The sequence below is a fragment of the Pseudomonas sp. FW305-3-2-15-E-TSA4 genome, from assembly GCF_058787295.1.
This window is the reverse complement of the sequence record NZ_JBYSZP010000012.1, coordinates 151,011-163,439: the sequence shown is the minus strand read 5'-3', so window position 1 is coordinate 163,439 and position 12,429 is coordinate 151,011. Positions and strand designations below refer to the sequence as shown.

Below are 12,429 nucleotides of genomic sequence, written 5' to 3'. Positions count from 1 at the left end.
ATGCTGGATAGACTGTTAGCCCTGCTTGTTCTGGCGCTCGTCCTCGGCGTGCCGCTGGGGTTGATCTTCCTGGTCACCGGGCAATTCCTGATGGACTTCGTGTTCTTCTACCCGTTGTTCATGTCCGGCCTGTGGATTGCCGGCGGCCTGTATTTCTGGCTGCACTGGGAACGCCACTGGCCATGGAAGGACGACACTTTGCCGCCGCCACTGGAAGGCGAGCCGCTGATCTCGATCCTGATCCCTTGCTACAACGAAGGCGAAAACGCTGCCGACACCATTCACGCGGCGCTGGCCCAGCACTACCCGAACATCGAAGTCATCGCGATCAACGACGGCTCCAAGGACAACACCGCCGAAGTGCTCGACCGGCTCGCCCAGGAAGACCCACGCCTGCGGGTGCTGCATCTGGCAGAAAACCAGGGCAAGGCTGTGGCCCTGCGCATGGGTGCGATTGCTGCGCGCAGCGAATATCTGGTGTGCATCGACGGTGACGCGCTGCTGGCGCCGAACACGGCGGCCTATCTGGTGGCGCCGATGCTCGACAACGCGCGGCTTGGCGCAGTGACCGGCAACCCGCGGATTCGCACACGTTCGACGCTGGTCGGGCGGGTGCAGGTCGGCGAGTTCTCGTCGATCATCGGTCTGATCAAGCGTACGCAACGGGTGTTCGGGCGGATCTTCACCGTGTCCGGGGTGATCGTCGCGTTTCGTCGTACCGCGTTGAACCGGGTCGGCTACTGGAGCCCGGACATGATCACCGAAGACATCGACATCAGCTGGAAGCTGCAACTCGATCACTGGAGCATCTTCTACGAGCCGCGCGCGCTGTGCTGGATCCTGATGCCGGAAACCCTGCGCGGTCTGTGGAAGCAGCGCCTGCGCTGGGCGCAGGGTGGCGCCGAGGTGCTGTTCAAGAACATTCGCGGGATCTGGCAGTACCGTCATCGTTATTTGTGGCCACTGCTGTTCGAGTACTGCCTGTCGACCGGGTGGGCCTTCACCTTCCTGCTATCGGTGATCTTTTGGGGCGTGGGCAAGTTCGTGGTCATGCCGGAATCGATTGCCGTGCATCACCTGATGCCCCCGGCGTTCACCGGCCTGTTGCTGGCGTTCGTCTGCCTGGTGCAATTCGCGGTCAGCATCATCATCGACCGGCGCTATGAACCGGGTCTGGGCCGAACCATGTTCTGGGTGGTCTGGTACCCGATCGCGTTCTGGCTGGTCAGCCTGCTCACCACCTTGGTCAGTTTCCCCAAAGTGCTGTTTGGTCAACACCAGAAGCGTGCGCGTTGGGTCAGCCCTGACCGCGGCATCAAACCGGTCGGCGACGACGAAGAGGAGGTCATCAAATGAAAATCATCCGGACCCGGCAGCGGCCCTTCCTGGTGGTGGTCGATGTGGTCCTCACCGTGCTGGCCTGGGTCGGCCTGCTGTTTCTGCTGATTCGCGGACTGTGGCCGTTGATCGAGACCCACGCCGGTGGGCCACGCATCGACAACTCGGCGTTCGAGGCCCTGGGTACGTTGCAGATCTACCTGTGGGTGGCGCTGGTCAACGCAGTGATCCTGATTGGTTGGGCGCGTTATCAGCAGCGCAAAAGCAGAAGCTTCGCCCAGCGTCGCTTGCCGGCACCGGTGGTCGATGATGAAGGGCTGAGCAAGAGCTTCCGCCTGTGCGATGACCGCCTGGAGAAGCTGCGCACACCCGGGGTGATGACCATCCACAACGACCAGGAAGGTGATATCAGCCATGTGGTGCTGAACTTTCGTCCACTGGCACCGACGGAATTGCCGCCACCGCTGGCGCCGCTGGAACATCCACGGGTGATCTTTCTGCACGCCGAGGATGATGACAATCGCGACCCGGTGAATCGCCCCACCTGAACAACGACTCCCCTGTAGGAGCTGCCGAAGGCTGCGATCTTTTGATCTTGATTTTAAAGATCAAAAGATCGCAGCCTTCGGCAGCTCCTACATTGTTCAGCATTCAGCAGCGAATCAGTTCCCACGCGTCTTCCATCGTCAGCGGCTGTTTCATCCGCTCGGCCAACATCGCCATGGCCCGTTCTTCCTCGCAAGCCACGGCGGCAACCACCACGCCGTTGTGGCCGAAGAGGCCAATAAAGGGCGGATGCTCGGGCTCGCCTTTGAACTCGATTTCATCCCACTGGCTGGCGTGGCCCAGGTAGTCGTAGTTCCTGCCGAAGTGCCAGGTCCAGAAAAACGGCACATCCAGATAATGCTCATCGGCGCCCAACATGTTGGCGGCAGCGATGCGTGCGTGCTGCTGGGCCAGGCGCCAATGTTCGATGCGTTGCGGCTGGCCGCTCAGGGTGAACGTGGCGATATCGCCAATCGCCCATAGACCTTCGCAGACCCGCAGGCCGGCATCGACGCGCAGTGACTGGTCTTTCTCCCTTGGCAGCGAAGCGAACGCTTCTGTGGCCGGATGCACACCAACCCCCGCCAGCACCAGATCCGCCGAAACGCGCAAACCGTTGTCCAGCAGAACCGCCTCGACTTTGCCATCACCGGTGATTTCCCGGGCTTCGTGATCGGTGATGAATTTCACCCCGTGTTGTTCGTGGAGCGCGCGGATCGCCTTGCCCACCGCTTCGCCGAACTGCGCGGTAAACGGGATGGCGTGGCGGGCGATGACCGTGACGTCGAGGCCGAACTGACGCAGGGCCGAGGCGCATTCGAGGGCGATAAAGCTGTCGCCGATGATCAGCGCCCGCTGTTCGGGTTTGGCGGTGCGCATGATCTGTTCGGCCTGGGCTTTCGAGCGCAGAACGAACACCTGCGGCAGGTCGGCGCCGGGTAGTTGCAGCGGATTGGGCTCGCCGCCGGTGGCGAGCACCGCGGCGTCGTAACCAAGGGTCTGGCCATCCTTCAAATGCAGGGTTTTCGTTGTTGCGTCGAGGGCCGAAATTTCGCCTTGCCGGCGTTCGATGCGCTGCTCCTTATAAAAGCTTTCATCGCGCAGCGGCGGGGTTTCCTGCGCCGGCATCTCGCCGGCGAGGACGAATTTGCTCAGCACCGTGCGGTCGTAACCGGCCTCCGCTTCGCGGTCGAGCATGATGATCCGGCCGCCGAAACCTTTCTCCCGCAGAGCCGCCGCACATGCCGTGCCCGCTGCACCTGTGCCGACAATCACAAAGGTGCGCGGATCGTCGGCCGGAGGCGTGTGCGCATCCGGCAGCGGTTGATCATCGACCCAGACTTCCTCGCCGCGCAGTTCCAGCGGATAACGCTTGAGACTGTCGAGGGCCGGCGGTTCGCACAACGCGCCATCCTCGGTGCGAAACGCGGCTTTGTGCCAAGGGCAGATCAGGCGTCCGTTGCACAGCGCGCCGTCAGCCAATGGCGCGCCGGCGTGTGGGCATTCGCCTTGAAATGCGCGCAGTTGGCCATTGGCGTGGAGCAGGACAATCTTGCGCTCGCCGATTTCCACTTGCAGGCCACGGTCTTCGGGGACATCGGCGACACGGGCGACACGGTGCAGGCTCATGTTCGTGCTCCTGACAGGCATTTCTCTTACGAGTTTGCGCCGCAGTGCGAGGTTCAGCCAATTGCCACTGCCAAGGTACGAACGGTACAGCTATAGTTTGCAGGCCGACGAAGGCCCAACTGCACAAGGTGCTCCCGGAATGACCCGATTGACCTCTCTCAACCCTTGGCTGGCGGCTGTCGCCGTCGCCCTTTGCGTGCAGTTTCCGGCGCAGGCGGCCGAGCGCTTTACCCTCGACATCCCCGGTGTCTCGGACAATCGCCTGTTCACCTCGGCCGCCGCGAGCGATGCGGCCGGTTGCGGTGGCAAGAACCAGTCCCCGGCACTGGCCTGGAACGCCGGGCCTGCCGGCACTCTGAGCTACGCGATCGTCATGCACGACCCGGACGGCCAGAAAGGTGCTGGCGTCGATCACTGGATTCACTACGGCATCAAGGCCACCACCCGGCAGATTCCGGCCGGTGTCGGCGCCAAATCCACTCTCGAAGGCGTGGGCGGTACCAACAGCAAAGGCACCACCCATTACATCGGGCCGTGCCCACCGGTTGGCGACAGCGCCCACCACTACATCATTCAGATTTACGCCCTGGATCTGGCCCCGGACGCCTTGCCCGCCGGTCTGACCCGCGCCGAGCTGATGGACAAAATCAAAGGCCACGTACTGCGTAACAGCAGCGTGGTGCGGCGTTATCACCGCTGAAAATATTTTCAGCGGCGCTTAACCCGATCTGAAGGGGCTGCCCGTCTCAGTGGATGAATGGATCACTTTCATCCCGAGGTCAGCCCCCATGTCCCGCTCCCTGCCTTTTCTGCGACCCGTTGCCGTCGGTGTGTTGTTGACCGTCGCCGGTTGCGGCGTGTCTTCCAATCTCGAATCGGCTGCCGTTCCGGCGCCGGCCCAGCCACAGGCGTCGATTCAGCTTGAGGCGCTCGTTGCCGACAGTGCGCTGGCCAAGCGCAGTGCGCGTCCGGCGCCGATTGCCAGTTTCGCGGCGATGCCGGCCCCGGAAAGTTATCCACAAGGCTATCGCGACGAGCAGCGCGAGCAATATCAGGCGCTGGCCGACAACCCGATCCACAGCGTGGCCGAGGCCCCGATCTCGACCTTCAGCGCCGACGTCGATACCGGCGCCTACGCCAATGTCCGGCGTTTGCTCAATCAGGGACGTCTTCCGCCGGAAGGCGCGGTGCGGCTGGAAGAGATGGTCAATTACTTTCCCTATGACTATGCGCTGCCCAGCGATGGTTCGCCCTTCGGCGTAACCACCGAACTGGCCGCCACCCCGTGGAATCCGCACACCCGCCTGCTGCGCATCGGCATCAAGGCCTCCGACCGGGCTGTGGCGGAACTGGCCCCGGCGAACCTGGTGTTTCTGGTGGATGTGTCCGGCTCGATGGATCGCCGCGAAGGGCTGCCACTGGTCAAAAGCACGCTGAAGTTGCTGGTCGATCAGTTGCGCGAGCAGGATCGGGTGTCGCTGGTGGTGTATGCCGGCGAATCCCGTGTGGTGCTGGAGCCAACGTCCGGACGCGAGAAAGCCAAAATTCGCACAGCCATCGAGCAATTGACCGCAAGCGGTTCAACCGCTGGTGCGTCGGGCATCGAACTGGCCTATCAAATGGCCCAGCAGGCGTTCATCCCCAAAGGCATCAACCGCATCCTGTTGGCCACCGACGGTGACTTCAACGTCGGCGTCAGCGACTTCGACAGCCTCAAACAAATGGCTGTGGATAAACGCAAAACCGGGATTTCCCTGACCACCCTGGGTTTCGGTGTGGATAACTACAATGAACACTTGATGGAGCAGCTGGCCGACGCCGGTGACGGCAACTACGCCTACATCGACAACCTGCGCGAGGCGCGCAAAGTGCTGGTGGATCAACTCGGTTCGACCCTGGCGGTGGTGGCAAAAAACGTCAAATTGCAGGTGGAGTTCAACCCGGCGCAGGTCAGTGAATATCGCCTGCTTGGCTACGAAAACCGCACCTTGAAGCGTGAGGATTTCAGCAATGACAAAGTCGATGCCGGTGAAGTCGGCGCAGGACACACGGTGACCGCGCTGTATGAAATTGTTCCGGCAGGTGAGCAGGGCTGGCTGGAACCGCTGCGCTACGGTAAATCGGAGAAGGTGGTTGCTGCGAAGGATGGAGAATTGGCGATGCTGCGTGTGCGTTATCAACAGCCTGAAGGTGGGAAAAGTCTGCTGATCGAGCGGCCGATTGCCAATAAGGTCGCACCGGCCAGCGAGGACCTGCGTTTCGCGGCGGCGGTGGCGGCGTTTTCCCAGCAGCTCAAGGACGCTCGCTACGCTGGCGACTTCGGCCTGAAAGACACCGAAGCACTGGCCCGTGGCGCTCGCGGCGACGACCGCTTCGGCTTGCGCAACGAGTTCGTGCAACTGGTGGAACTGGCGCAAAGCCTGCGCGCCTCAACCGCATCGATCGCGATGCCCACTGAGCGACGGATTGAATAGTGAGCCGATTGAAAGGCTTCATCAGTCAGCTGTTTGCTACGCCAGACAGCGCGGCCGCCAGCAGCGATGAAACGCTGCTGGCGCGTTATCGCGAGGGCGATAGCGCAGCGTTCGAGATCTTGTACGCCCGTCATCGCCAAGGTTTGTATCGGTTTCTGCTCGGATTGAGCGGCAAACCGGAACTGGCTGACGAAGTGTTTCAGGACACCTGGCTGAGCCTGATCCGCAGCGCCAGTCAGCCACAGGGCCGGGCGACGTTTCGTACATGGTTGTTCCAGATTGCCCGCAATCGGCTGATCGATCACTGGCGCAAACACGGCGTGCATCAGCCGCTGCACGACAGCTATGACGAACAGGCTCATGCGGTTGGCGACGACAGCAGCGATCCCGAACAACTGCTGAACCTCAGCCGCGACAGCCAGCGCCTGGAAAGCGCCCTGCAAACCCTGCCCGCCGACCAGCGCGAAGTGTTCCTTCTGCGTGCCCATGGCGATCTCGACCTGGCGCAAATCGCCAGCCTCACCGAAACACCGCTGGAAACCGTCAAAAGCCGCCTGCGCTACGCCCAGCAAAAACTGCGTCGGCTGCTGGCCGAGGAGGTACTGACATGACTGACGCCCGCCAGACACCCGAAGAGCAACTGCTCAAGCATTATCGCGAACAACACACCGGCGAACCTTCAGAACAGCTCGATGCACTGATTCTTGCTACGGCCCGCCGCGCAGCCCCGGCGCCCCAGCCCAGCCTTTGGCAACGCTGGCTGCAGGCCTGCCAGAAGCCGCGTTGGCAGGTCGCATTCGCCAGCCTGGTCGGTGTGGCACTGATGCTCTCGCTGGTGCAACGCGCCCCCGAACCGCAGCCGCAATTCGACTTCGCCCCGGCCGCCAAACCCGCCGCACCAATGGCTCGCAAACAAGCCCCCGAAGCATTGTCCGCCCCCGCGCCGATGGCAGAAATGGCCGCGCCAATGCACAGCGAGGCGTTCAGCGCCGATGAAGCCAAAACCAGCAAACGCGCCGCCGCCCCGGCCAACGGCCTCGACGCACAACTGCGCGAAGTCTTGCGCCTGCGCGAATCCGGCCAATCAAAAGCGGCCGACACCCTGTTCAACAACCTGCACAAACGCTACCCGAACGCCGACCTCGACGCCCGACTGGAAAAAATCCAGAAGAACTGACCGCCCGGTTCACCCAGCCATTTGGCATTGCCCGGCAAAAACGCGCACTATCGGGCCATGGCTGAAGCGCTGGAGAACAAAGTGGCAGCAAAAATCGACCGCATCGCCCAACTCCTCAACTGCCCGCAGAAGGGCGAGGAGATGCGGCGCGCGATTACCGAGGCGCGCAAGGAGTTTCTGCTGAACCAGTCGGAAGAAGACGTCGTGGAAGAAGACGAGGTTTTTGAGGAGGTTGGGGAAGAAGAGGAAGACGACGATTACGATGAGTTTGACTGGACGACGGAGTGACCGTCGTCGCATGAAACACCGCGCCCACAAAAAAGCCCCGGACCATCACAGTCCGGGGCTTTCTCGTTTCAATTCATGGCGCACCAGGCGGGATTCGAACCCACGACCCCTGCCTTCGGAGGGCAGTACTCTATCCAGCTGAGCTACTGGTGCAGCGGGCGACATCATACCTAGGTCGGCTCGGGGCGTCCATGCCGGGTTTTGGCGGGTTTTGTCAGTGCGCGTGTCGGTGTGAAACGCTGCATTCCTTAAAGCTGTAACGTCCTGCAAAACCCTCGCTTGGCGCTTTTTCCTGGCTGTTCTATGGTTTGGCTGCGGCCGGGGCTTTTTGCTCGTTGATCTGAAAAAACCAGCAAACGCTGGGTTTTTGTTCTTTTTTTCGAACGACCTATTGTCCTTTACCCCCTTTGCTCCTACGATCCGTTTGAGATTTCAAACGCTCTTTGACGGGGTGTGGATGCGCAGATGCTGTGAATAACGCACGATCGCTGCGCCTCACCCGGTCGATGATTTCCCTGACGGCAGCCTTGCGAGGCGCCTTTCTACAATCATAATTTTGCTCCGCGCAGGCCGCGGTGCTGTTAAGGAAAGCCGACATGCAGCTTAAAGATACCCAGTTGTTCCGCCAGCAAGCCTTCATTGATGGCGCTTGGGTCGATGCGGACAACGATCAGACGATCAAGGTCAACAACCCGGCCACCGGCGAAATCCTCGGTACCGTGCCGAAAATGGGCGCCGCCGAAACCCGCCGTGCCATCGAAGCCGCTGACAAAGCGCTGCCGGCCTGGCGTGCACTGACCGCCAAGGAGCGTGCAGGCAAGCTGCGTCGCTGGTTCGAACTGATGATCGAGAACCAGGACGACCTCGCGCGCCTGATGACCCTCGAGCAGGGCAAGCCGCTGGCTGAAGCCAAGGGCGAAATCGTTTACGCCGCTTCGTTCATCGAGTGGTTCGCCGAAGAAGCCAAGCGCATCTACGGCGACGTGATCCCGGGCCACCAGCCGGACAAGCGCCTGATCGTGATCAAGCAGCCAATCGGTGTGACCGCAGCGATCACCCCGTGGAACTTCCCGGCGGCGATGATCACCCGTAAAGCCGGCCCTGCGCTGGCCGCCGGTTGCACCATGGTGCTCAAGCCGGCTTCGCAAACCCCATTCTCCGCCTTCGCTCTGGCTGAACTGGCCCAGCGTGCCGGCATCCCTAAAGGTGTGTTCAGCGTGGTCTCCGGCAGCGCCGGCGACATCGGCAGCGAGCTGACCAGCAACCCGATCGTGCGCAAGCTGTCCTTCACCGGCTCGACCGAAATCGGCCGTCAGCTGATGTCGGAATGCGCCAAGGACATCAAGAAAGTCTCGCTGGAACTGGGCGGCAACGCGCCGTTCATCGTGTTCGACGACGCGGACCTGGATAAGGCCGTCGAAGGCGCGATCATTTCCAAATACCGCAATAATGGCCAGACCTGCGTCTGCGCCAACCGTCTGTACATTCAGGATTCGGTCTACGACGCGTTCGCCGAGAAGCTGAAAGTGGCGGTGGCCAAGCTGAAGATCGGCAACGGTCTGGAAGAAGGCACCACCACTGGCCCGCTGATCGACGAAAAAGCCGTGGCCAAGGTGCAAGAGCACATCGCTGACGCCGTGGCCAAAGGCGCCACCGTGCTGGCCGGTGGCAAGCCGATGGAAGGCAACTTCTTCGAGCCGACCATCCTGACCAACGTGCCGAAAAACGCGGCTGTCGCCAAGGAAGAAACCTTCGGCCCGCTGGCGCCGCTGTTCCGCTTCAAAGACGAAGCCGAAGTGATCGCCATGTCCAACGACACCGAGTTCGGTCTGGCGTCCTACTTCTACGCTCGTGACCTCGGTCGTGTGTTCCGTGTAGCGGAAGCCCTGGAATACGGCATGGTCGGCGTCAACACCGGGCTGATCTCCAACGAAGTCGCGCCGTTTGGCGGCATCAAGGCCTCGGGCCTGGGCCGTGAGGGCTCCAAGTACGGCATCGAAGATTACCTGGAAATCAAATACCTCTGCCTTGGCATCTAAGCCTCGGTAGAAGATCGCTGTAAACGCAAAGGGCACGAGAGCGCTGTCCCTTTGCGTCGTTTCAAACCGGAATTTTCTCTGCGGCCGGGAACGCCGTGGCAGTCGATCATCGCATGCTGCCACCGCCGATTCCTCCCGCTTAATCCTTGAACCACGCCGCCCGATGAGCGGTGAATGAGGACTGTAATGAGCAAGACTAACGCTGAACTGATGGCCCGTCGTACCGCAGCTGTTCCACGTGGTGTTGGCCAGATTCACCCGATCTTCGCTGAGTCGGCGAAGAACGCTACCGTGACTGACGTTGAAGGTCGTGAATTCATCGACTTCGCCGGCGGTATCGCTGTGCTGAACACCGGCCACGTGCACCCGAAAATCATCGCCGCCGTGACCGAACAGCTGAACAAGCTGACCCACACCTGCTTCCAGGTACTGGCCTACGAGCCGTACGTTGAGCTGTGCGAAAAGATCAACGCCAAGGTGCCAGGTGATTTCGCCAAGAAAACCCTGTTGGTCACCACCGGTTCCGAAGCCGTGGAAAACGCCGTGAAAATCGCCCGAGCCGCCACTGGCCGTGCCGGCGTGATCGCCTTCACCGGTGCCTACCACGGTCGCACCATGATGACCCTGGGCCTGACCGGTAAGGTCGTGCCTTACTCGGCCGGCATGGGCCTGATGCCAGGCGGCATCTTCCGCGCGCTGTACCCGAACGAACTGCACGGCGTGAGCATCGATGACTCGATCGCTTCCATCGAGCGCATCTTCAAGAACGACGCCGAGCCGAAAGACATCGCCGCGATCATCATCGAGCCGGTGCAGGGTGAAGGTGGTTTCTACGTCGCGCCGAAGGAATTCATGAAGCGTCTGCGTGCCCTGTGCGACCAGCACGGCATCCTGCTGATCGCTGACGAAGTGCAGACCGGCGCTGGCCGTACCGGTACTTTCTTCGCCATGGAACAGATGGGCGTTGCTGCCGACCTGACCACTTTCGCCAAATCCATCGCTGGCGGCTTCCCGCTCGCCGGTGTCTGCGGCAAGGCCGAATACATGGACGCCATCGCTCCGGGCGGCCTGGGCGGCACCTACGCCGGTAGCCCGATCGCTTGCGCGGCGGCGCTGGCCGTGATGGAAGTGTTCGAAGAAGAGCAACTGCTGGACCGCTGCAAGGCTGTCGGCGAGCGTCTGGTAACCGGTCTGAAGGCCATCCAGGCCAAGTACCCGGTGATCGGTGAAGTGCGTGCGCTGGGCGCGATGATCGCGGTCGAGCTGTTCGAAAACGGCGACAGCCACAAGCCAAACCCGACCGCCGTTGCGGCTGTGGTGGCCAAGGCGCGCGACAAGGGCCTGATCCTGCTGTCCTGCGGCACCTACGGCAACGTGCTGCGCGTTCTCGTACCGCTGACCTCGCCGGACGAGCAACTGGACAAAGGCCTGGCGATCATCGAAGAGTGCTTCTCGGAGCTGTAAGCTCCGGCGCTGTGTGATCCGTTCGACAAAAAACCCGCTTCGGCGGGTTTTTTTATGCCCCTGATACACATCAAACGCTTTTGCGCTGTATCGATAGGCCGGCATTGGCTAAGGTTCAGGCATTGCAAGGGAGAGCGCGCATGACCGCCGTTGATTTACCCGCCGTACCCCGAGTGCTGATTGCCGAGGCCGATCCGTGGTCTCGTGACCTGCTTAAACAAGTGTTGCTCAACGTGCGCTGTGATGCGCGGCTGGACTTGTGTGCCGATGGCCAGCAAGCCATGTCGTTACTCAGCGAAGTGCCTTATGACCTGGCCATTGTCGATTGGGAGTTGCCCGGTATCGATGGCTTGAGCGTGCTGCGCAGCGTGCGCCAGCGCAAACGCAATCCGCCGCTGCCGTTCATTCTGATGAGCAGTCGCAACGACAGCGCCAGCGTGCGCGAAGCCATCCCGTTGGCCCCGACGGCCTATCTGACCAAACCGCTGAACATGGAAAGTCTGACCGAGCGGCTGCAGGGTTTGCTGCTGAATGCGGGTGAAGAGGTGTTCTGCGAAGTGCCGACGCTGGCGCCGGGCATGACCTTGTCGGTGTTCCTTGAGCGGCGTCGCGAGCAGGCCGACGGCGCGCCATTGATGACCGATGTGCAAGTGGCGGTCAAACGCAGCCTCAACCCCAATGGCCTCGACCTGAAGCTTCTGGAAGAAGAGATCCGCACCGATCCGCAGATCACCGCCGTGCTGATCGCGGCCGCCAACAGCGCGGCACAGCATCATGGCGCGGCGGTGCAGACCCTGGCGCAGGCGTTGCATCGCCTCGGCACCGGACAGAGCATGAACCTGATCCTCGGCCTGGCGCTCAAACGCAGCGCCAGACTCAGTGACCCGTGCCTGGCGGACTACGCCGAGCGCTATTGGGGCCTGTCGCTGCACACCGCCGAATACGCCCGCACCCTGGCGCGCCTGCTTGATCTGGATCAGGAGCGCTGCTACTGCGCGGGCATGCTGCATCGGCTTGGCGATCTGGCGTTGCTGCGTTGTTTGCAGGAGTGGAAGCAGGCTGGTGGTGAGCTGGATGAGTGGGAGGAAATCGGTGATGCGCTGGCGGAATTTGGCGCGGCCTACGGTTCGGCGTTGCGTACACGCTGGCGCTTGCCGCTGGAGCTGCGAGAGTTGATTGCGTCGGTCTATCAACTCGGTGGCGGGGTTTACTCCCGTGAAGCGTTGGTGATGAACATGGCGGCGCAGATGGCCCGTCTGACCGAGCATGAGGGCGTTGAGGAACTGGCCAGGAGTCGTACGGCACGGCTGCTGAAGATCGGGCTGCCGGAATTGATGCGGATGCGTAAATAACCTGACTTTTCACAAACTCTGTGGGGCCGGGCTTGCTCGCGAAGGCGGTGTGTCAGGCAACCGATTTGTCGACTGAAGAGACGCCTTCGCGAGCAAGCCCACTCCCACAGGGGGTTGTGGTG

The 12,429-nt window shown here is 61.6% G+C and carries 11 protein-coding genes and 1 tRNA gene; 10 read left to right on the top strand and 2 right to left on the bottom strand.

Annotated features, from left to right (window positions below; genetic code table 11):
* Together pgaC and pgaD are read left to right on the top strand one after the other, a co-directional pair.
* The gene (gene pgaC, locus AC3WMV_RS18100; RefSeq protein WP_007961454.1) at positions 1-1,356 is read left to right on the top strand and encodes a poly-beta-1,6-N-acetyl-D-glucosamine synthase; all 1,356 of its coding nucleotides are present in this window, start codon (positions 1-3) and stop codon (positions 1,354-1,356) included.
* Entirely contained in the window at positions 1,353-1,886 is a 534-nt protein-coding gene (gene pgaD / locus AC3WMV_RS18095; protein WP_097086804.1) for a poly-beta-1,6-N-acetyl-D-glucosamine biosynthesis protein PgaD, read from the top strand. The genes pgaC and pgaD overlap by 4 nt, the downstream gene beginning before the upstream one ends.
* Before the next feature lie 103 nt (positions 1,887-1,989).
* Here the strand turns inward: pgaD and AC3WMV_RS18090 are convergent, their stop codons facing one another.
* Positions 1,990-3,513 carry an FAD-dependent oxidoreductase gene (locus AC3WMV_RS18090; RefSeq protein WP_103367784.1) on the bottom strand — a complete coding sequence of 508 codons (1,524 nt, stop codon included), beginning with the start codon at positions 3,511-3,513 and terminating at the stop codon, positions 1,990-1,992.
* Positions 3,514-3,652: 139 nt separating this feature from the next.
* Between AC3WMV_RS18090 and AC3WMV_RS18085 the strand changes: the two genes are divergently transcribed.
* The 5 genes from AC3WMV_RS18085 (at position 3,653) to AC3WMV_RS18065 (ending at position 7,452) form a co-directional block, all read left to right on the top strand.
* Complete coding sequence (locus tag AC3WMV_RS18085; protein ID WP_103367783.1) at positions 3,653-4,213, top strand: YbhB/YbcL family Raf kinase inhibitor-like protein; 561 nt, start codon at positions 3,653-3,655, stop codon at positions 4,211-4,213.
* A gap of 88 nt (positions 4,214-4,301) precedes the next feature.
* Entirely contained in the window at positions 4,302-5,987 is a 1,686-nt protein-coding gene (locus tag AC3WMV_RS18080; RefSeq protein ID WP_103367782.1) for a vWA domain-containing protein, read from the top strand.
* Positions 5,988-6,016: 29 nt separating this feature from the next.
* On the top strand, positions 6,017-6,598 hold the full coding sequence (locus AC3WMV_RS18075) for an RNA polymerase sigma factor (RefSeq protein ID WP_219738000.1): 582 nt from the start codon (positions 6,017-6,019) through the stop codon (positions 6,596-6,598).
* Positions 6,595-7,164 (top strand): hypothetical protein, encoded by a 570-nt coding sequence (locus AC3WMV_RS18070; protein WP_103367780.1) that lies wholly within the window; start codon positions 6,595-6,597, stop codon positions 7,162-7,164. The genes AC3WMV_RS18075 and AC3WMV_RS18070 overlap by 4 nt, the downstream gene beginning before the upstream one ends.
* A 57-nt stretch (positions 7,165-7,221) precedes the next feature.
* On the top strand, positions 7,222-7,452 hold the full coding sequence (locus AC3WMV_RS18065; RefSeq protein ID WP_007963505.1) for a hypothetical protein: 231 nt from the start codon (positions 7,222-7,224) through the stop codon (positions 7,450-7,452).
* A gap of 76 nt (positions 7,453-7,528) precedes the next feature.
* On the opposite strand, the gene AC3WMV_RS18060 is transcribed toward AC3WMV_RS18065, so the two are convergent.
* Positions 7,529-7,605, bottom strand: a tRNA-Arg gene (locus tag AC3WMV_RS18060).
* A gap of 443 nt (positions 7,606-8,048) precedes the next feature.
* Here AC3WMV_RS18060 and gabD point away from each other — a divergent pair.
* From gabD to AC3WMV_RS18045, 3 genes are all read left to right on the top strand, one after another.
* Entirely contained in the window at positions 8,049-9,491 is a 1,443-nt protein-coding gene (gene gabD / locus AC3WMV_RS18055; protein ID WP_103367779.1) for an NADP-dependent succinate-semialdehyde dehydrogenase, read from the top strand.
* Between the two features lie 186 nt (positions 9,492-9,677).
* Complete coding sequence (gene gabT, locus AC3WMV_RS18050) at positions 9,678-10,955, top strand: 4-aminobutyrate--2-oxoglutarate transaminase (RefSeq protein WP_003220503.1); 1,278 nt, start codon at positions 9,678-9,680, stop codon at positions 10,953-10,955.
* 140 nt (positions 10,956-11,095) lie between these two features.
* The gene (locus AC3WMV_RS18045) at positions 11,096-12,307 is read left to right on the top strand and encodes a response regulator (protein WP_103367778.1); all 1,212 of its coding nucleotides are present in this window, start codon (positions 11,096-11,098) and stop codon (positions 12,305-12,307) included.
* The last annotated feature ends 122 nt before the right edge of the window (positions 12,308-12,429 follow it).